The following is a 19,773-nucleotide window of genomic DNA, read 5'->3' on the forward strand; positions in this document are numbered from 1 at the left end:
AGAATGCCGGAACTACCAGAAGTCGAAACGATAAAAAATACATTAAAACGATTTGTCACTGAAAAAACGATAGCAGATATATCCATATTCTGGCCAAAGATCATAAAAAATCCGGACGATGTGGAACAATTTAAGCAGATTTTAGTCGGACAGACCATTCATGATATTACCCGAAAAGGCAAATTTCTGTTATTCCAATTGGATGACTCTGTAATTGTCTCCCATTTACGGATGGAGGGAAAATATAGTGTTCATCCTTCAACAGAACCAGTGAAAAAGCATACACATGTGATTTTTGCTTTTACGGATGGTGATGAGCTTCGTTATAATGATGTACGTAAATTTGGAACCATGCATGTTTTTGATAAAGGGAAGGAATTTACACAAAAGCCACTGAATCAGCTGGGACCAGATCCGTTTGATGAAGCCTTTACACTGGACTACTTTTACAAAAAACTTAAAAAGACCGAGCGTGTAATTAAAGCAGCATTATTGGATCAGAGTATTGTGACCGGCCTTGGGAATATTTACGTGGATGAAACATTATTCAGAGCAAATGTCCACCCATTAAAGAAAGCAAACAAACTGACAAAAAAAGATGTTAAAGCAATACGTGAACAGGCAATCCTAACGCTCGAGGAAGCCGTTTCCCAAGGTGGAACAACGATTCGTTCCTATGTAAATGGACAGGGAGACATGGGGATGTTTCAGCAGGAATTGTTTGTCTATGGTCAAGAGGATAAACCATGCAAAAAATGCGGAAAACTAATCGTCAAAATGAAAGTTGGCGGTCGTGGAACACACGTCTGCCTATCTTGTCAAAAAAACTAAGCGAGGTATACTGATGGCACTAATAATAGGCTTAACAGGGAGTATCGCAAGTGGAAAGAGTACCGTTTCCCTAATGTTTGATGACTTTGATATTCCGGTTGTTGATGCCGATAAAATAGCACGTGAAGTTGTCATGCCGGGTGAAAAGGCATATGAGCAAATAGTTAATACATTCGGACGTGAAATATTATTTGATGACAAAACAATAGACCGAAAGAGGCTCGGGGCAATAATTTTTGCCGACGAAACAAAACGCGAGGAGTTGAACGGCATTGTACATCCGGCAGTCAGAGAAAAAATGTTGGAAAAACGGGATGCTTATGCCAACTCCGGTGCAAAATGTGTGGTGCTGGATATTCCTTTATTGTTCGAAAGCAAGTTAACGCATTTCGTTGATAAAACAATCGTTGTATATGTAGATGAAAAGGTTCAATTGCAGCGCCTGATGGATCGTGATGGGTTTACTGAAGAAGAAGCGTACCAGCGAATCAATGCGCAAATTTCTGTGAAGGAAAAAGCGGAACTGGCTGATGCCGTCATCGATAATAACGGTTCAAAAAATGATTCCTATCGGCAACTCGAAACATTATTAAGCAAGTGGAATGTAATAGAATAACGTATTTAGCCTGGAATGAATCATTTTTCCAGGCTTTTTAAAACTTTTAAGCACATTTCCTTTTAATTATGTTATACTATTTATGAAAAAGAAGTAAATGAGTATAACATATACAGGAGGACTACAAATGAGTAAAACCCGAATTGCAATTAATGGATTTGGACGAATTGGACGCATGGTCTTTCGTCAGGCAATTACTGATAACAAAATCGAGGTCATCGCAATTAATGCCAGCTATCCTCCAGAAACACTTGCACATTTAATAAAGTATGATAGTATTCATGGTATTTTTGATGGTGAGGTGAAAGCGCTTCAGGATGGGTTGGAGATAGATGGGAAAAAAGTTGAAATTGTCGCCTCCCGCAACCCGGAGGAACTGCCATGGAAAGAACTGGCGATTGACGTAGTAATAGAAGCTACAGGGAAATTCAAAACAAAAGAAGATGCAGGTCTCCACATTAAAGCAGGGGCCAAAAAAGTAGTTATTACCGCTCCTGGCAAGCAAGTTGATAAAACAATTGTAATGGGAGTGAATCAGGACACGTATAAAGCTGATGAGGATAACGTCATTTCAAATGCATCCTGCACGACCAATTGTTTGGCTCCGGTAGTAAAAGTGCTTGATGACAATTTTTCAATTTTAAACGGATTAATGACGACTGTTCATGCTTTTACAAATGATCAGAAGAATCTTGATAACCCGCACAAAGATTTGCGCAGAGCAAGAGGGTGCACACAATCAATTATACCGACTTCAACGGGTGCTGCCAAAGCTTTGGGAGAAGTCCTGCCGCATTTGACCGGTAAACTGCACGGTATGGCACTGCGCGTACCTACACCAAATGTTTCATTAATTGATTTGGTTATTGATGTAGAAGAAGCAGTGTCCATAGAGACTGTTAATGAGGCACTTAGAAATGCTTCTGAAAATGAATATAATGGTATTATTAAATATAGTGAGGAACCACTCGTTTCTATTGACTATACAACAACAGATTATTCCGCAATTATTGATGGTATATCAACAATGGTCATGGATGATAACAAGATCAAAGTCCTGGCCTGGTATGATAATGAGTGGGGCTACTCCAAACGAGTTGTTGATTTGGCCAAATATGTTGGAAACTATATTAATCAGGAACAGGTAAAAGTTTCATAAAAGATTACAAGATTGATCCGCTTCAGATATGGAGTGGGTCAATTTTTTTTGGGCTGTTTCTAAAGTAATTTGATAAAATAAATTGCAGTTGGCTTTTAGATTAACGGTTTGTTTTATGATCGTATTTGATATATTATGTGCAGTAAATTTATATTAGCTCTGGTCTACCGTTGCGGAAATACACTCCGCTTTCCGTGGGCGGCTGATGAGCCTCCTTGCTCCTTCGTCGCTGCGTAGTCTCATCTAGGCCTCTGCTCCCACAGGAGTCTCCGTGTATTTCCTCCGCTAGGTTCTACGTCTATGAACTATTGGTTGGAGTAGGAAACGGGATAAAACACACAGGATAACACTTCACTAGTCCGGGTGAGCTGAGGACGGTGACTCCTGTGGGAACAGCACGAGTCCGAAGACCCCGCAGAGTGACGAGCGAAACATCCACCGAATATGCTACGAGTTGCGAGGAGTGCTGCTTCTCTGAAAACACTCGCAACACGACGAGCACCCTTCTCGAGGAGGCTGAGGCCGTGCCCGCGGCTAATAAGACACTGCGAAAAAAGAATTTTTGAGCAGATGTCGCCTTGGTACCCGGAGGTGTGAAAGCATCCGCCTGGAGCGATTCCGGACGGAGGGGCGAGAAGTCTTTATTTATATTCCAACAGTTACTGCGCATTATATATCTTATGTGTACAAAAAAACCTCTTTGAAAAGTAGTTTTTTTAATGAAACAATAACGTCTAAATATGTTAAAATATAAAGAAGTATAGAATTCGTTGAGTTATTGATACATAAATTTCGGATGAGGTGTAGCAAAAATGTCGTTCCGTCAAACGATTGCAAAATACTTTGGTAACCATGCAGAAACTAATGAAAAACATATTGATCCATCCCTTCGAACCCACTATTATAAAACAACGAAAGACAAAGGATTAGCCATGCTGGAAAATCTTTTTCAATATGATGATAGATATGAAATAATTGCTTTTTCCAAAGAACATGGAGAACTAAGTGCAAATATTGTTAAAGGGAAAAAGGCATTCATTGTCGGAACTGTTATAATGGTTGGACCATATAAAACAGCAATAGATTTTTCAGTTACAACCGAGTCGGCTTTCCCCTTTGATTTTGGATACAGCACAAAAGTAATCCATCAATTGTACGGTAAGGCCAATAATGAACTGACCAGGATTGAAAGTGTCAGCTGATGATAGCAGAATATGAATGGGGTTGGTCCAGATGAGATGTTCAAATTGCCACAATAAAAGTACAAAAGTTTTGGATTCAAGACCGATTGAAGATGCACGTTCGATTCGCAGACGACGGGAATGTGAAGCGTGTGGATTTCGCTTTACAACATTTGAACGAATTGAAGAAGTGCCGTTAATCGTTGTGAAAAAAGATGGAACAAGGCAGGAGTTCAGTCGTGAAAAATTAATGCGGGGATTAATCAGAGCGTGTGAAAAACGGCCTGTACCACTTGAGAAAACGGAAGGAATTGCAATTGAAGTTGAGAAGGAACTCCGTAATGCAGGTGTTTCCGAAATAGACAGTAATCAAATTGGTGAAATGGTTATGGAGCAGCTCTCTGATGTTGATGAAGTTGCCTACGTCCGGTTTGCATCCGTTTACCGCCAGTTTAAGGATATTACTGTATTTTTGGATGAATTAAAAGAATTGATCAAAGCAGATAAAGATAATACCTGATTCGGAAATATTAGATTGTATTAATGTGACACAGTCCGAGGTGATAGTCCATAACTGTCGCTCCGGAAATACACTTTGCTGAATATTGTTCACTTATATTTATTGTGACGGAGTATAAGTAAGTTTTTATAAAACCAGCAGCTGGAATATGCGAGACTCCTGTGGGAAATACAAGTTAGGCGAGACCCCGAAAGCGAGTATATTCCAACTGCGGCGTTAGATAGTCTCGTTGAATGATACAAACCAATCTATTGCGAGTTTATATCTTTTGTATCCAAAACAACAATCTGTGCGAAAACAGCCTAAACAAAAGAGCCATTTGTAAAGAGAGAAAGGGTCTAAAATGATGAACCATATCGGAAAAGTACTCCCAATTGAAGGCTATCACGTGGAACTTAAAGGGAATCTTCCTATCGATTATACAAAATCATTAACACACTTGTACCAGCCATTAATTGGTATACACGCCGTGTCATTATATCAAACGCTGTTGCATGAGCTGGACTTCCAGACCGGTTCAACAGTGCAGACACATCATACATTAATGAACTATATGAATCTGCCATTGGATGTTATTTATCGGGCCAGACTAAAACTAGAAGGTATTGGTCTCTTAAAAACATATCAGGAACAACAGGAAGGGCAAAACACATATACTTACGAACTGCAAAGTCCGTTTGCTCCAGCAAGTTTTTTTACTGATGAAATGCTGACACAGTTGTTATACCATCATATTGGAAAAAACAAGTTTGAATTACTGAAAGACCATTATGTAACCCATCAGAGAAGAGCGGGAACAGATGTTACAGCTTCTTTCAGTGACGTTTTTCAAACATTTCAACCACATTTGGAAGATACGGATTTGGCTGAGCAAACCTCAACTGAACTAGATAGCGATGAAACCGCTATTGATTTTTCCTGGATGGAACAAATGCTGAAGCAGCGTATGATTCCTGCCAAAAAAGTGTTGACTCCAGCAAACAGGAAGCTGATTTCCCAATTGATGACTTTATACGACCTGGAATCGATTGAGATGGAAAAGTCTGTGCTTTGGGCATTAACCGATGAAAATGAACTTGACAGGAAAGAATTTAAGGAAGCCTGTCACGATTTATTCAAGAGTAAACATAACAGGACAACTATCAGACTTACTGAGAAAATGGAACAACGAACTGAAAAAACATTGGATTCCAAGCCATTAACGAAAGAAGAGCAACTTGTTGCAGAATTGGAAAGGATTTCGCCAAAACAACTGCTTGAAGACTTATCAAGTGGGGGGCAGGCCTCTGCACAGGATATGAAGTTAATAAGCGAAGTAATGACTTCACAGGGGCTTCCTTCACCAGTAATGAATGTGCTTATCCACTATGTTTTACTGCAATCAAACATGAAATTGTCCAGAGCTTACCTTGAGAAAATCGCCGGCCACTGGTCACGATCCAATCTGAAAACAGCTAAAGAAGCAATGACATTTGCCAAGAAAGAAAAAGACCGATACCAAAAAGGTAAATCTAAGAAACAGAATTATAACAAGTTTCAGTCCAATGAGGTTGTTCCCGATTGGTTTAAACAGCGGAAAAAGAAAAAGCAGCAGGATCATTCAAGTCCACATGATACGGAAAAAGAATGGGAAGAAACAGCAACACTGCTGCAAAAATACGCTAAAAAGAATAATCATTTATAAGGATGATAAACATGAAGCCGGTACAATCAGCATTGAAAAAATGGATGCAGGAAAATAAAAATTTTGAAGAAAACTATGTTCGAATTAAGCAGGAAGTCTTGAATGATCCTGAAATCAAAGAATTTTTATCGCTACATCCCAATTTGCCGGAAAAAGAAATTGAAAAAAATCTGATAAAATTATATGAGTACAAGAGTCAGTCCAAACAGTGTGATCAATGTGAGTCCTTTGAGAAATGCAGAAACATGCTGCAAGGTTATTCTCCTGTATTACATGTGGAAAATAATGAAATTCACCTATCCTATGAAAAATGCCATCTCCGGCTTGATTATGAGAAGAAAAAGCAGCAGCGGGAGTTAGTCAAAAGTTTATATATGCCAAAGGAAATAATGAATGCAGCGATAGACAAGATAGACCATGATGCTGACAGAAACAAAGGTATCAGGGAATTGCTTCTTTTCCTGGAAAATACAAAATCTGGTCTACCGCAAAAGGGCATCTATTTTTACGGTCCGTTTGGTGTTGGAAAAACATATTTTCTCGGAGCGCTTGCAAACGAGTTAAAGAATAATAATATCTCTTCAACATTGATTTATATGCCGGAATTTGTACGGGAAATGAAAAGTTCCATCAAAGATGATTCCATCAATGATAAAATTAATTATTTTAAGAACACGGATGTACTGATGCTCGACGATATAGGTGCCGAAACGCAATCGGCCTGGTTCAGGGATGAAATACTTGGATCTATCTTACAATACCGCATGATGGAGCAGTTACCGGTATTCTTTACATCCAACTACAGTTTGGAACAATTGGAAGTTCAATTGGGTAAATCCAACCGCGGAGGCGTTGAAACAGTTAAAGCTGGCAGAATCATCGAACGAATTAAACAAGTAAGCAGGGAAATCCCGCTCAATGGAGACAATCGCAGGGATGAATAATATGCTCTCTCATTACTATTATCGTTTCTCATAATGCTTTGGTGGCACATAATTTTCAAAAATTATGTGCCACTTTTTTCGTCCGGCATACGATTATAGTATTGAAGATAAAACATTTTTCCACCCTATCTCGACTCCAGTTTCCAGATAACTTTACTAGTTTCACGGGATTATACATTTTTTCACATGTATGTCCATATAATGTAACAGTTTGGTCGGATGAGGGTGATGTTTTTGCTGGAGGTATTTTTTGAATCGGATAAAGAAGCAATCAGTTTTTGTGAACATTTATTCCGATATAATAAACAAATTGAATTGCATTGGAAAACAGATAAAGAATGGGGGAATCATTTACAACTCGATTATCAGGTATCTAACGGTGACACTGCGGAGGCAATCGCCAAATCAATGACTGATGTATTCATATTGCATCGATTGACAAGCATGATTAATGGAATTATTGAAACGTATTATTATTATACCAACACCGATGAAATAGAACGAATTATGGACATTACACACTGGATATTTTCAGGAGATGATGACGACAGCCAAATCGTACGTAACAACAAGGATCCAAGCCAGTTATTGCAGTCATTATTTACAGCTAACATAGAAAATACCGAAACAATTCATTTTGATTCGATTGTTAATTTCCAATTGAAAGTATTTAAGGATCAGCTCATACATTATGTTGGCCTTGCGATTGATGAAATTAAACGGGAAGAGGACCATCAGGCATTTGTTGATATGCTGCGCGAATATATTGCTAAAAGAGAAGCTTCCTACAGCACCATTCATATATTGCAGGGGAATCCATTTTCATTTTTCAAGCCGAACGGGAAACGATTTACCAAGATGGAAATGCGTGTGCTTATGCAAAAAGAGCCGCTTTATATTGTTGGATTGGATGCTGATGAATTAAATCTCGCACCATTAATTGCGATGGCTCCAAACAAAATAAAAATCTATGGTGACGATCCATCAGAACCGAAAACATTAACAGTTATTAATGTATTTCAGGAAAAAGTTGAGTTTGAACCATACAGCAGGTTTCCTTTTCCATATTACTTAAAAAATAATTAATTAAGCTTGATTTTATACTTAACACAAGCTATAATACGATTTATATATAATCTTATCATTCAAAAGTAACGATAAGGACATGATCATTTGGTTTTGGACAGATTCAGAGAGGGAAGTCACAGGCTGAGAACTTCCTCTGACCCTGCAAATGATTACCACCTTTAAACTTTGCTATTGAACATAGAGTAAGTAGCAGCGTGTCATCTGCGTTAAAGATGGATGAAGCCGTAAGTAATTACGGAAACTAGGGTGGAACCACGACGTGACCAACGCTCGTCCCTTTGCTATAAGCAGAGGGATGGGCGTTTTTTATTTGTACACACCATTTTAATAAAGGAGCGATACGATATGGCAGAAATTACTATTACATTCCCGGACGGAGCAAGTAAACAGTTTCCTCAGGGAAGTACCGGAGAAGACATCGCAGGCTCTATTTCTTCAGGATTAAAAAAACAGGCGTTGGCAGTTAAAATTGATGGTGAGTTGTTTGATCTCAGACGTGAACTGCCTCATGGTGGTGCCGTAGAGATCATTACATATAAAAATGATGAAGGCATTGAAATCATGAGACACTCAACAGCACATTTATTGGCTCAGGCGGTCACTCGTTTGTTCGATAATGTTCAGTTCGGGGTTGGCCCGGTGATTGACGAAGGTTTTTATTACGATATGGATTTGGACCACTCATTAACACCTGAAGACCTTCCCAAGATTGAAAAAGAAATGAAAAAAATTGTTGATGAAAACCTGGAGATAAAACGGATTGAAGTTTCCCGTGAAGAAGCGAAAAACATGTTCATGGAAATTGGCGATGATTTGAAGCTTGAATTAATCGATGCAATCCCAGAAGGTGAACAGGTAACCATTTATAAGCAGGGTGAATTTTTTGATTTATGCCGCGGAATTCATGTCCCATCAACAAGTAAAATCAAGGCTTTTAAACTGTTAAGTATATCCGGAGCATATTGGCGCGGTGACAGCAATAATCAACAGCTGCAGCGTATTTACGGAACAGCTTTTGAGAAGCAGGGACAGCTTGATGAACACATGCGCATTCTTGAAGAAAGAAAAGAGCGTGATCATCGTAAACTGGGCAAGGAGCTTGAAATTTTTAATGTATCACAAAAGGTTGGACAAGGATTGCCTTTGTGGCTTCCAAAAGGGGCAACAATCCGCCGTAATATTGAAAGATATATTGTTGACCTTGAAGAACGTTTAGGTTATGACCATGTATATACTCCTGTGTTGGGCAGTGTTGATTTGTATAAAACAAGCGGACACTGGGATCATTATCAGGATGACATGTTTCCGGTAATGGAAATGGATAACGAGGATCTGGTATTACGTCCGATGAACTGCCCACACCATATGATGGTATATAAAAACCAATTATGGAGTTACCGTAATTTACCTGTTCGTATCGCAGAGCTGGGAACAATGCACCGCCATGAAATGTCTGGAGCACTGGCAGGCTTGCAACGGGTTCGTGCCATGACTTTAAATGATGCACATATTTTTGCCCGTCCGGATCAGTTGAAGGATGAATTTATCAGGGTTGTGGAGCTTGTTCAAAAAGTATATCAAGACTTCGGTATCAACGATTATTATTTCCGTCTTTCCTATCGTGACCCGGAAGACAAAGAGAAATATATCGATAATGATGAAATGTGGGAAAAAGCACAGGCAATGCTCAAAGAAACAATGGAAGAAATGAATGTTGAATATGTCGAGGCTGAGGGAGAAGCAGCATTCTATGGTCCGAAGCTTGATGTACAGGTAAAAACTGCTCTAGGAAAAGATGAAACACTGTCCACAGTTCAGCTTGACTATCAACTGCCTGAACGATTTGACCTGACATACATCGGTGAAGACGGTAAAGAACATCGTCCAGTAGTTATTCACCGCGGAGTTGTCTCGACTATGGAACGATTTGTTGCATTCCTGATTGAAGAATATAAAGGGGCATTTCCAACGTGGCTGGCACCCGTGCAGGCTAAAGTTATCCCGGTATCACCACAGGTACATCTGGATTATGCTAAAGAAGCAGCCGATAAACTGAGGTTTGAAGGTGTGCGAGTTGAAGTGGATGAACGCGATGAAAAAATCGGCTATAAAATCCGCGAAGCCCAAACTCAAAAAGTGCCATATGCATTGGTTCTGGGGGACAAAGAAATTGAGGATAATGCAGTAAATGTCCGTCGCTATGGAGAAAAACAGTCTGAAACAATCGCTTATGAAGATTTTCAGGCAATGATTAAGAAAGAAATAGCAAACAAGGAATTAAGGAAAAAATAGTATGTCCCCAGGATAGAATCTGGATTAACAAATGAAGTAGCATGCCAAGTAGTCGGTGGTATGCTACTTTACTAAATAGCGCATATACATATTATGCGGACATATTTTCCTCAATTTGTAGAAAAAGCAGGATATTTTGATTGTTCACGGACATTTATTCCGTTATAGCATTAAAAAACAAGCAATTCCCTGCAAATCTAACTGAGTAAAGGAAAATATGTCCTCCAAAACATTAATTCAGTATGATTCTTCGGAGATAAGGGAAAATATGTCCACCAACACAGAGATTTTTGCCCAAGGGCTAAATGTTAAAGTTGGCTCAGAACTCTATCCTTGGGCTTTCAGTTGGTCAACCGGTATGATACAATAAGATTTGTAGATAGCAGTTCCGGCTGAATATTGTTGACACAATATGAGATACATGCTATCCTATGAAAGTTGAATAAAATAAAATGATCTAAAGACAAGTAGAAGCACCCGCTTCTCACCTGTTCGACGCATATGTGCAGTTGACTGGTTCTGAATTCTTTCAATAGACTATTGGAGACGTGTGGGTGCATATATGTACCGACACTTTTTTATTTTATAAAAAGTCGCTTGTCTGATCAAAACACTAAAAATATTTGGAGGTGGCTGGCTATTAGCAAAGATATGAATGTCAATGAAAAAATTCGTGCTCGAGAAGTACGTCTTATCGACTCAAATGGTGATCAGCTTGGGGTAAAATCACGTAATGAAGCGCTTGATATTGCTTCAACTAGAAATCTGGATTTGGTGTTAGTTGCACCAAATGCTAAACCACCAGTATGTCGAATCATGGACTATGGAAAATATCGTTATGAACAACAGAAAAAAGAAAAAGAAGCACGCAAAAAACAAAAAGTTATCAATGTAAAAGAAGTCCGTTTTACTCCGGGAATTGGCGAACATGATTTTAACACAAAATTAAAGAACGCCAGAAAATTTCTGGATAAGGGCGATAAAGTAAAAGCATCGGTTCGTTTCCGCGGACGTGCGATTACGCACAAAGATCTTGGACGCGAAGTTCTTGATCGTCTGGCTGATGAAGTAAAAGATGTGGCTACGGTTGAATCCAAAGCGAAAATGGAAGGCCGTAACATGTTTATGATGCTTGCTCCAACAAAAGAAAAATAGATATGCACACAAGGAGGAAATAACTATGCCTAAGATGAAAACCCATAAAGGTTCTCAAAAACGATTCAGAAAAACAGGTACTGGAAAACTGAAGCGTGCACATGCTTACACAAGCCATATGTTCGCTCATAAATCTCAAAAGCAAAAGCGTAAACTGCGTAAATCAGCAATCGTTTCTTCAGGAGATTTCAAACGTATTAAAACAATGCTTCCGTACAAATAAGCATTGAATCACGATAGATTAACCACTACAACCATTTTTATTTGTATTAGGAGGGAATTATTATGCCACGTGTAAAAGGTGGAACAGTTACGCGCAGACGTCGTAAACGCGTATTAAAATTAGCAAAAGGTTATTACGGTTCGAAAAGAACGTTATTTAAAACAGCGAAACAGCAAGTAATGAAATCAGGTCAGTATGCATATCGTGACCGCAGACAGAAGAAACGCGATTTCCGTAAACTTTGGATCACTCGTATTAATGCTGCTGCACGCATGAACGATATTTCATACAGCAAATTGATGCACGGTTTGAAAGTAGCCGGAATTGAAGTAAACCGTAAAATGCTGTCAGATCTTGCTATCAATGATGAGCAAGGCTTCGCACAATTAGCAGAAAAAGCTAAAGCTGCACTAAAATAAATTGATTAAAAAATGACCAAACCATATTCAGGTTTGGTCATTTTTATAGGATGTTTTCTAAGTGATTGTTACTATCTGCTTCATTTTAGAGAAAGAAAGCCCTGATTAACAATTTTCATAAACTGCGAACTAAATCCGGCTAGTACATTTAGTGATGCTTTCTAACCCCGCAGCTGGAATAGACTCGCATTCCCACGGAAAGCGAAGTGTATTTCCGCAGCGGTATTTTTACTCTCAACTTTTTTCAAAGTAGTTCGCATTTTACGTCAACTCCGAAATATGACTACAACATATGAGAAAGCACTTTTTAATAAGAGGAGAAATTATATTGAACGAATTAATCATTATTATTATTTATCTTGCAAGTATAAACATCATTGCATTTATTTTAATGGCAGTAGACAAGCATAAGGCAAAAAAACAAAAATTTCGCATTCGTGAGAGAACATTATGGGTAGTGGCTGTTTTAGGAGGAGCGGTTGGTGCAGTAATTGGTATGAAACAGTTTCGGCATAAAACGAAGCATCGTTCATTTGTATGGGGAATGCCATTGCTGGTCATCACTCAGATTATTTTAGCAGTGTATTTATTTTTTTAATGTCATAAAGGCTCGTCTCTTGTCATATACATGTACAAAAAGATATATAATCACCAAAAGCATGCTCTGACAAAGGAGGCTGGGTATGGAGCTGTTTGGCAATTACTTAATGGCGTTTATTGAAACAGGCGGATTGTTTGCACCTATTCTTTTTATCAGCTGCCATCTGTTACGGCCATTATTTTTTCTTCCAGTTGTGTTTATATGTATTTCAGGTGGGGTTCTTTTTGGAGCGGTTGCCGGTACACTGTATTCTGTTATCGGAATCACCTTATCAAGTGTCATGTTCTATGGTGTTATTCGGTGGATGCCTAAAACGTTTAGTCGGCTTGTCAATATGAAACAGAAAATAATGGGCAGGGACAGTGAATTTACCACATCACAAATTACCTTGCTGCGTCTTGTACCTTTTATCCATTTTCACCTGCTGTCATTATGTTTGATCGAAATTTCAGCCGGTTTTAAGGAGTATGCCAGATCTTCCCTGTTATCAAACATCCCACTGGCATTTGTGTATACATCTGTTGGTAAATGGATTTCAAGTTTATCCCCTTTATATATCCTCGTATTTTTACTTGCATTATTGCCGTTTATATACGTTTTAAGAAGAAAAGAAATTATTATAAAATGGAACGATTTTTTTCAGCCCAGCACATAAGAAAAATGCAAGCGCCCGTTTAGCGGAGCTGGACATAAAAAATGCGCATCCTGTTGAAGGTGCGCATTTTTTAGTCAATACTCGTTATGAGCAATTTATTGATTGGGTGTTTCCACTCGATTTTTGCATAAGGATAACGGATTAATAATTCTTTTTCAATAAAATATAGATCATCCCTCGTTATGCCGCCGAGTTCACCGGGATTACGTGCAAACACATGGATGTCAACCACTTCAAATGAATGTTCCGTTGTACCGAGATATTTTTCCCCTTCAAATGAGCAGTTTTTGTAGACAAGCTGAATATTTTTCTTGCTGTTTGAAGATTCGTCAATCATATAAAAGACATTATTGGCCTTCGCTATTTGAAGCTTTCGTTCCGGATTACGAAAATATTGAAATATCGTGTAAACCAGGAGAACGAGTGCTATGAGAATAAGGATTCGAAACAGTATTACTATCATATTTAACCGTCTCCTTACGTGTTGATATCATCTTGTACGTTTCTGGATATAATCAGGTTTCACTATTTATGAAAATTCATGTTAAAATTGCATAAAAAGTGAAATGAGGGAAAGTAAATGGATTGGTCTGAACTGTATTCTATGCAAAAGAGTTTGGATGATTATATTGAATCACAGCATGAATTAGCCAACAAGGATTTATTTCAGGAAAAATATTTGGCATTGCTCGTTGAATTGGGGGAGCTGGCAAATGAAACACGGTGCTTCAAATTTTGGAGCACGAAATCCCGGAATGATAAAGAAGTCATCCTGGAAGAGTATGTTGATGGGATTCATTTTATAATGTCATTAGGACTTGAGAAAGGCTATCAATATACCGGAGATACTATTGGAACTACTGAAAATACAGAGACTCAACAATTTAATCTTGTATTCGAAGCCTGTAATTCTTTTAAACTGCAGCCAACAGAGCAAAATTATCAATCCATGTTTGAAATTTACCTGCAGTTGGGAGAATTGCTTGGTTTTGATGAAGCATCAGTTCAAGGTGCATACTTTAAAAAGAACGAGATCAATTATGACCGGCAAAACCAGGGGTATTAAATAGTATTATTTTGTTATGCTAACAATTACAGTTATAATGAAAGAGGATAATATGAAGGAGGATTTTTACATATGGCTAAATTGGACGAAACAAACACAATGTTAAAAGACCTGACAGATGCCAGAGGAATTCCTGGTAATGAAAAAGAAGTAAGAGAAGTAATGGAAAAATACCTTGCTCCGTATGCTGATGAGGTATACACCGATAACCTGGGAAGTCTGATCGGTGAAAAAACCGGTGATGCAAATGGCCCGAAAATCATGGTTGCCGGACATTTGGACGAGGTTGGCTTTATGGTAACCCGCGTTGATGATAAAGGCTTTGTTTATTTTCAGACAGTTGGAGGATGGTGGAGCCAGGTTATGCTGGCACAGCGTGTAACGATCATGACAAGTAAAGGTGATGTAACAGGTGTAATCGGTTCAAAACCGCCACATATCCTTTCTGCTGAAGCACGGAAAAAGCCAATTGAAATTAAAGACATGTTTATCGATATTGGTGCTGCAAGTAAAGAAGAAGCTGAGAAATTTGGTGTGCAGCCAGGGAATTCCGTTGTACCTTATTTTGAATTTACCCAACTTAAAAATGAAAAAATGCTGCTTGCAAAAGCATGGGATAACCGGATTGGCTGTGCCATTGCAATTGAGGTATTAAAACAATTGAAAGATGAAAAACATCCGAATATCGTTTATGGGGTTGGGACCATACAGGAAGAAGTAGGTCTGCGTGGCGCAAAAACATCGGCACATAAAATAGAGCCTGATATCGGGTTTGCAGTTGATGTCGGAATTGCAGGAGATATGCCGGGCGTTTCCGATAAGGACGCCGACAGCAAGCTTGGAGAAGGTCCGCAACTCATCATTTATGATGCATCAATGGTATCACATAAAGGTTTGCGTGAATTAGTAGTGGATACAGCTGAAGCGAATAATATTCCATTTCAATATGCGTCCATTGCCGGTGGAGGCACTGATTCAGGTTCTATTCATTTAACTGCAAACGGAGTACCTTCCCTGTCAATCACGATTGCTACCCGTTATATTCATTCACATGCAGCAATTCTGCATCGTGATGATTTTGAAAATGCGGTGAAACTGATTGTTGAAACGATTAAAAAGTTGGACAATGATAAAGTGAAGGAAATTATATTAGCTTAATCAAAAAGCGTCAGACGGGTTAAAAGTCTGACGCTTTTTTTATGCTAAATATGAATTCATTACCTTATTAACATAGATTTGTGTTTCTTCAAATGGAGGAATACCCTGGTACTTGTCCACATTACCCGGACCCGCATTGTAGGCGGCTAATGCAAGCTCGAGGTTGCCGTTATACCTGTCCAGCATTTGACTTAAATATTTCGTTCCGCCATTGATATTTTGTGCGGGATCGAATGGGTTTGTAACACCGAGTCCTCTAGCGGTTGCAGGCATCAGTTGCATTAAGCCTTGTGCCCCGGCACTGCTTTTGGCATATGTATTATAATTGGATTCAGCATTTATCACAGAATGAATCAGTTTAGGGGCAACTCCGTACTTTTCGGCAGCATTTGTAATTTGTGCTTCAAACTTACCGGGAGCTTCATTGCTGGTAACCTGAACAGCACTATTCACCGCTGGTTGATGTTGTGAGTATCCTTGGACCAAATTATTCGTGTTTTCAACCGGACTGCTGTTATTTATTTGCTGCTGCAGCAATTGCTTAAATGCCAAATCAATCATAGGGGAATTATAATTAAAAGAATTTGAATTGGATGACATTAAAATTGACATGGCCTGCTGTTGAATTAAAGATTGCATATACCGTATATCCATCATAAAACCCCCTGCTTTTTCTTTATTTATATTTTACCTTTAAATGTCTGTTAGCACAATATCCATCTATAGTAATATCGGCTCCTTGCCGCTTTCCTTTAATACTTGTTGATAAAAAGGGTCTTCACCAATACAGAGGATACGATCACATAAATTATCGATTTCATCCATGTCGTGTGAAGTATAAAGAATCATCTTACCGTGGTTCCTTGCCTGATTATAAAGGTATCCTCCAATTTCTTTTCTCGATTTTAAATCGATTCCGACGGTTGGTTCATCCAAAAGTAATAACATAGGATCATGGATTAAACTGATTGCCAGATTCAGCTTACGCTTCATTCCTCCGGAGAGTGTAGTAACAGGTTCCTCCCATTTTTCCAACTTCATATCCCTGCAGATCTGTCTAAGTTCATCCTTCGTTTTGTTTTTCCAGGAAAGCTTTTCGAAAAAAATCATATTCTCTTTAACAGTAAATTCATCCCAAACGGCAATATCCTGTGCGACATAGCCAATTTCTTTACGAATGGATTTCCTGTTTTGTTTGTATGACTCATTATTTAATGAGATGTTTCCTGAAGATGGCCTGGATAAGGTTGCTAAAATCTTTAGTATAGTTGATTTTCCTGCACCATTTTCTCCGACGAGACCGATTATTTCTCCCGGCTTTACTGTAAAAGAAATAGAATCCAGGATTAATTTTTTACCATATGATTTTGTTAATGAATCGACATTAAGCATGATATCTCTCCTTTCCGAAAAGCCACAAGATAGCAAAGAAAATGATGCATATGGTCCATAAACTGAAAAATTCTCCTTTAAGCAGTGGAAGAAGCGGGTTAAACAAATCAAACCACGATACATCTGTAAGCATTCCCGATGGCAATACGGCACCACTGCTTATGATAATGAACAGTGTTAATCCAAACGAAACCGTGTAATATAAAAAGGTATTTTTAAATAAATGTGCAAGTAAAAATGCAGTCAGATTTATTAAAATCCGGTAGATAACGAGATTTATAACGCTGATCCATTCTCCAAAAATAAAATAGAACAGGCTGATAGTAAAAAGATCAACAGCAAACAGCAGAATCGTATAAATGATAAAGTTCTGCAGCAAATATGACTTTAATGCAACGTGTGTAAAAGCTAATCGTATAATCGCCTTCGAGTGTCTTTCCCTGATAACCCAGTCAAACAAAAGCAAAGTTGCGAGGATGCTAAAAACAGCCCATAAACCCCAAATCGAAAACATTCGCTTATTTTCTTTATTGCTTACAGGTGAACCACTAAACGAAAAAGCTGTTTCCAGAAGATTTTCATCATCCTGTATTTCTTTACTCTTCGTTACTATCTCGTTATATGTCCATCCTTTATTTTGACTGTACTGCTGTTCAAGTTCTTTTACAGTAAATACTGCTTTAGATCTGCCGGTTTCCTGCTGAATATATGACAAAATCATTTCCTTAACCGGTGAGTAGGCAAAAGACAGATCGGATTGATAACCGGTAATTAATTGATTACGGTTATCTTCACGAATATTTTCCTCAAAACCTTCATTGATAACGAATACGCTGTCCAGCTCATGTTTTTTCAAATAATAAAGTGCGTTATCTTCAGTAAGCATTTGTACCCTGACAAAAGGGGTGGATTCTATTTCCTGCACCAGTTCACTGGAGGGTTCTGATTTTTCTTCCAAAACAAGCCCTCCCGGAACTTTTGAATCTTCCTGTAAAGTGTTTGTTAACATTGTAATGCTTATCGTTGCCAGAAGCGGGAAGAGCAGCCAAAAGGTAAGACTGATGCCCTGCTTCTTCCAATGCATGAAGCGTGTTGTAATTATACGTTTCATTGGGAAACACGCTCCTTCCACATCGACAATCCAATAAAAACAAAGGTACCTGCTGTCATAAGAAGGACCATTGGTAAATAATCAGCATAAACCCTGCCATTTAAAATGATTTCCTTGAGCCAATGGAATCCAATACTTGAAAAACTGTAGGGCAAAATATTTTGTACATATAAAGGGAAATATAGCGTCGGTATTAGTGCACCACTTAATAAAATCACTATAAAGGTAAATAAAGACTGCATAAGCAGGCGAATTTTTTGTCCGGAAAAAATTGTTTCGAGTACAGCTAATCCCATCAGAAAAGTGATGCCGTATAAACTAATGATGGTTGCTGTACGGATATAGTCTTCCATATATAATGAAATGTCCATTGCCTTTATGTATGCAATAAAAGTAATACTTGTACAAATAAGGCTTACTGCAAAGGCAGATAATATTTTAGCCAGTATTTGTCTGATTTGCGTTACGCCGTATAAACGCATTCGATGTTTCATGCGAAGCTCTTCATCTTTTGTAAAAAAAGAATAAAATGCTAAGAGCCATACAGAAGTAATAATAAACCAGGCTGCGAGTCCATAATAGTGAACGGTTGAACCGGTGGCGTTATTGGTTACTTCCTCTTCATCGATAATTTTGTCCTTGCCAACTGTGTAGAAAACAAAATTGGTAAATTGGTTAAACAGCATGTCGGTCCGCTCTTCTTTATCAATATCCAATTGCTTTGCATAGTAGTTAATAGTCAGGATATTTGCCTGTGCGGTGCGAATGTGCCTGGCAATGCTGTCCAAAAGTTCCTTGATAACAAAGCTTTCTGTTCGTTTGTTCGGATTGCCTGTAATATGTAATGTGACCGAGTTTCCATTATAGAGATTTTCCGTAAAACCTTCGGGGAAAGTTACAAAGGCACTCAGCTGATTGTCTATTTGCCTCTCAGCCTGCTTATTTGTCAATTTATTAATTTGTATGTAACTGCCTAATTGGGATGAGCTTTCGATTAAATCGACAACCATTTTCGTTTCTTTCGATTTATCCTTGTCAACCAGGCCTATTTGGATTGGATCTTGCTCATCAGGCATTAAAATAGAAACAGCAATTATTGCACATAATGCTGCCAAAATGATAGGAAAAAGTATGATAAGAGGAAGTGAGAGCCACTTCCTCTTTAATTGTCTGATGTTATTTTGTGTGAATAAAAGCAGATGTTTTATGAAATGCATACATTCCCATCCATTCTATTTCAAGACAATTTTCTAATTAACAATTTCTATAAAATGCGACGTAACTTAGAAGATCCTGCTATCACCATTTAGTAGTGTTCTCTGACACCGCAGCCGGAATATACTCGCTTTCACACCTCCGGGTACCAAGGCGACATCTGCTCAAAAAGTTCGTTTTCGCAGTGTCTTCTTAGCCGCGGGCAAGTGCCGAGCCTCTACAGCTCGTACCTCACTTCCGAGTCTAGCCTAGCTTGTTCTTCCCGCAGGAGTCTCGCATATTCCAGCTGCTGGTTATATTTTTTTCACCGTTAATATTCAAGATAGAACAATATCCAGCGGAGGAAATACACTGAGACTCCTGGGGGAGGAAAGGCATCGGTGAGACCACTGAGTGCTTTAGCACGAAGGGGGCTCAGCAGCCGCCCCCGGAAAGCGAAGTGTATTTCCGCAGCGGTGTTAT

Annotated in this window: 21 protein-coding genes and 1 other annotated feature; of the genes, 16 read left to right on the plus strand and 5 right to left on the minus strand. The window is 38.6% G+C overall.

The window, feature by feature from the left end; genetic code table 11:
* Positions 1-3 precede the first annotated feature (3 nt).
* From mutM to G6R02_RS06440, 14 genes are all read left to right on the plus strand, one after another.
* Positions 4-831, plus strand: coding sequence for a DNA-formamidopyrimidine glycosylase (gene mutM / locus G6R02_RS06375; protein ID WP_164668402.1), 828 nt, complete (start codon positions 4-6; stop codon positions 829-831).
* A gap of 13 nt (positions 832-844) precedes the next feature.
* Positions 845-1,447 carry a dephospho-CoA kinase gene (gene coaE, locus G6R02_RS06380; protein WP_164668403.1) on the plus strand — a complete coding sequence of 201 codons (603 nt, stop codon included), beginning with the start codon at positions 845-847 and terminating at the stop codon, positions 1,445-1,447.
* Between the two features lie 127 nt (positions 1,448-1,574).
* Positions 1,575-2,606, plus strand: a complete 1,032-nt coding sequence (locus G6R02_RS06385; RefSeq protein ID WP_164668404.1) for a glyceraldehyde-3-phosphate dehydrogenase — start codon at positions 1,575-1,577, stop codon at positions 2,604-2,606.
* 812 nt (positions 2,607-3,418) lie between these two features.
* A complete protein-coding gene (locus G6R02_RS06390; RefSeq protein WP_164668405.1) occupies positions 3,419-3,808 on the plus strand; it encodes a cytosolic protein in 390 nt (129 codons plus the stop codon).
* 31 nt (positions 3,809-3,839) lie between these two features.
* Positions 3,840-4,307 carry a transcriptional regulator NrdR gene (nrdR, locus tag G6R02_RS06395; protein WP_164668406.1) on the plus strand — a complete coding sequence of 156 codons (468 nt, stop codon included), beginning with the start codon at positions 3,840-3,842 and terminating at the stop codon, positions 4,305-4,307.
* 346 nt (positions 4,308-4,653) lie between these two features.
* A complete protein-coding gene (locus G6R02_RS06400; RefSeq protein ID WP_164668407.1) occupies positions 4,654-5,991 on the plus strand; it encodes a replication initiation and membrane attachment family protein in 1,338 nt (445 codons plus the stop codon).
* An 11-nt stretch (positions 5,992-6,002) separates the two neighbouring features.
* Positions 6,003-6,935, plus strand: a complete 933-nt coding sequence (gene dnaI / locus G6R02_RS06405) for a primosomal protein DnaI (protein WP_164668408.1) — start codon at positions 6,003-6,005, stop codon at positions 6,933-6,935.
* 228 nt (positions 6,936-7,163) lie between these two features.
* Positions 7,164-8,021: a putative sporulation protein YtxC gene (gene ytxC / locus G6R02_RS06410; protein ID WP_246202523.1), complete on the plus strand. Its 858-nt coding sequence runs from the start codon at positions 7,164-7,166 to the stop codon at positions 8,019-8,021.
* Between the two features lie 348 nt (positions 8,022-8,369).
* Complete coding sequence (gene thrS / locus G6R02_RS06415; protein ID WP_164668410.1) at positions 8,370-10,316, plus strand: threonine--tRNA ligase; 1,947 nt, start codon at positions 8,370-8,372, stop codon at positions 10,314-10,316.
* A gap of 459 nt (positions 10,317-10,775) precedes the next feature.
* Positions 10,776-10,902 (plus strand) — a sequence feature (ribosomal protein L20 leader region).
* Positions 10,903-10,967: 65 nt separating this feature from the next.
* Entirely contained in the window at positions 10,968-11,471 is a 504-nt protein-coding gene (gene infC, locus G6R02_RS06420) for a translation initiation factor IF-3 (RefSeq protein WP_164668411.1), read from the plus strand.
* A gap of 25 nt (positions 11,472-11,496) precedes the next feature.
* Positions 11,497-11,694, plus strand: a complete 198-nt coding sequence (gene rpmI / locus G6R02_RS06425; protein WP_164668412.1) for a 50S ribosomal protein L35 — start codon at positions 11,497-11,499, stop codon at positions 11,692-11,694.
* A 62-nt stretch (positions 11,695-11,756) separates the two neighbouring features.
* Positions 11,757-12,113: a 50S ribosomal protein L20 gene (rplT, locus tag G6R02_RS06430; RefSeq protein ID WP_164668413.1), complete on the plus strand. Its 357-nt coding sequence runs from the start codon at positions 11,757-11,759 to the stop codon at positions 12,111-12,113.
* A 328-nt stretch (positions 12,114-12,441) separates the two neighbouring features.
* Positions 12,442-12,711 carry a DUF1294 domain-containing protein gene (locus G6R02_RS06435; RefSeq protein WP_281347101.1) on the plus strand — a complete coding sequence of 90 codons (270 nt, stop codon included), beginning with the start codon at positions 12,442-12,444 and terminating at the stop codon, positions 12,709-12,711.
* Positions 12,712-12,796: 85 nt separating this feature from the next.
* A complete protein-coding gene (locus G6R02_RS06440; protein WP_164668415.1) occupies positions 12,797-13,369 on the plus strand; it encodes a TVP38/TMEM64 family protein in 573 nt (190 codons plus the stop codon).
* Between the two features lie 70 nt (positions 13,370-13,439).
* Here the strand turns inward: G6R02_RS06440 and G6R02_RS06445 are convergent, their stop codons facing one another.
* Positions 13,440-13,832 (minus strand): sigma-w pathway protein ysdB, encoded by a 393-nt coding sequence (locus G6R02_RS06445; RefSeq protein ID WP_164668416.1) that lies wholly within the window; start codon positions 13,830-13,832, stop codon positions 13,440-13,442.
* 117 nt (positions 13,833-13,949) lie between these two features.
* On the opposite strand from G6R02_RS06445, the gene G6R02_RS06450 reads away from it, so the two are divergent.
* Both G6R02_RS06450 and G6R02_RS06455 read left to right on the plus strand, forming a co-directional pair.
* Positions 13,950-14,435, plus strand: coding sequence for a dUTP diphosphatase (locus tag G6R02_RS06450; RefSeq protein WP_164668417.1), 486 nt, complete (start codon positions 13,950-13,952; stop codon positions 14,433-14,435).
* A 72-nt stretch (positions 14,436-14,507) separates the two neighbouring features.
* On the plus strand, positions 14,508-15,593 hold the full coding sequence (locus G6R02_RS06455) for a M42 family metallopeptidase (RefSeq protein WP_164668418.1): 1,086 nt from the start codon (positions 14,508-14,510) through the stop codon (positions 15,591-15,593).
* A 39-nt stretch (positions 15,594-15,632) separates the two neighbouring features.
* On the opposite strand, the gene G6R02_RS06460 is transcribed toward G6R02_RS06455, so the two are convergent.
* The 4 genes from G6R02_RS06460 to G6R02_RS06475 all read right to left on the minus strand — a co-directional run bounded on the left by G6R02_RS06460 (position 15,633) and on the right by G6R02_RS06475 (position 19,313).
* A complete protein-coding gene (locus G6R02_RS06460) occupies positions 15,633-16,247 on the minus strand; it encodes a lytic transglycosylase domain-containing protein (protein ID WP_164668419.1) in 615 nt (204 codons plus the stop codon).
* A 66-nt stretch (positions 16,248-16,313) separates the two neighbouring features.
* Entirely contained in the window at positions 16,314-16,985 is a 672-nt protein-coding gene (locus tag G6R02_RS06465) for an ABC transporter ATP-binding protein (protein WP_164668420.1), read from the minus strand.
* Positions 16,978-18,096 carry an ABC transporter permease gene (locus G6R02_RS06470; RefSeq protein ID WP_164668421.1) on the minus strand — a complete coding sequence of 373 codons (1,119 nt, stop codon included), beginning with the start codon at positions 18,094-18,096 and terminating at the stop codon, positions 16,978-16,980. Before G6R02_RS06470 ends, G6R02_RS06465 begins: the two co-directional genes overlap by 8 nt.
* Complete coding sequence (locus G6R02_RS06475) at positions 18,093-19,313, minus strand: ABC transporter permease (RefSeq protein ID WP_164668422.1); 1,221 nt, start codon at positions 19,311-19,313, stop codon at positions 18,093-18,095. Before G6R02_RS06475 ends, G6R02_RS06470 begins: the two co-directional genes overlap by 4 nt.
* Positions 19,314-19,773 lie beyond the last annotated feature (460 nt).

Origin of the sequence: Virgibacillus doumboii (assembly GCF_902806455.1) — a bacterium.
Taxonomy (GTDB): Bacteria; Bacillota; Bacilli; order Bacillales; family Amphibacillaceae; genus Lentibacillus; species Lentibacillus doumboii.